General features: G+C 69.0%; 1 protein-coding gene. It reads left to right on the top strand.

The features are described 5' to 3' along the window. Positions 1–462 (top strand): FtsX-like permease family protein (locus AACY52_RS30935; RefSeq protein WP_339561487.1); only part of this gene is annotated, 462 nt, incomplete at both ends.

Genomic DNA, 462 nt, shown 5'->3' with positions numbered 1-462 from the left:
AGCCGTGCTGAGCGTCGCGCCGTCCGCACGGATCGACCGGCATGAAAGCTGGATGTCGCCGGTGCGCAGTTTCATGGGGCTCGTCACGCTGCTGGCGGCGGGGCTGGTCTTGCTGATGGCGACGGCCACGGCGGCGGTCGTGGTTCTGGCGGCACGCGCCGGGCTGGAAACGCACCGGGCGACGATCGAGGTCTTGCACATGCTGGGGTCGACCGATGTTCAGGTCGCGCGGCTGTTCCAGCGCCGGATCGCGCTCGATACGTTGATCGGCGGCGTGCTCGGCACGGTCGTCGCGGGCGGCGTGGTGATGCTGATTGGCTGGCAATTGACGACGCTTGGCTCGGATTTGCTGGGAGGCCTGGCACTTGGCACGCGCGATTGGGTGCTGCTCGGGGCATTGCCGCTGGTGTTCGCGCTGCTGGCAACGCTCGCGGCACGGCAAGCGGTGCTCGGTGCGCTCGG

The sequence above is a fragment of the Pseudomonas sp. EA_65y_Pfl1_P113 genome (genome assembly GCF_963970525.1).
Lineage (GTDB): Bacteria > Pseudomonadota > Gammaproteobacteria > Pseudomonadales > Pseudomonadaceae > Aquipseudomonas > Aquipseudomonas tritici.
This window is presented reverse-complemented; position numbering and strand designations above follow the sequence as displayed.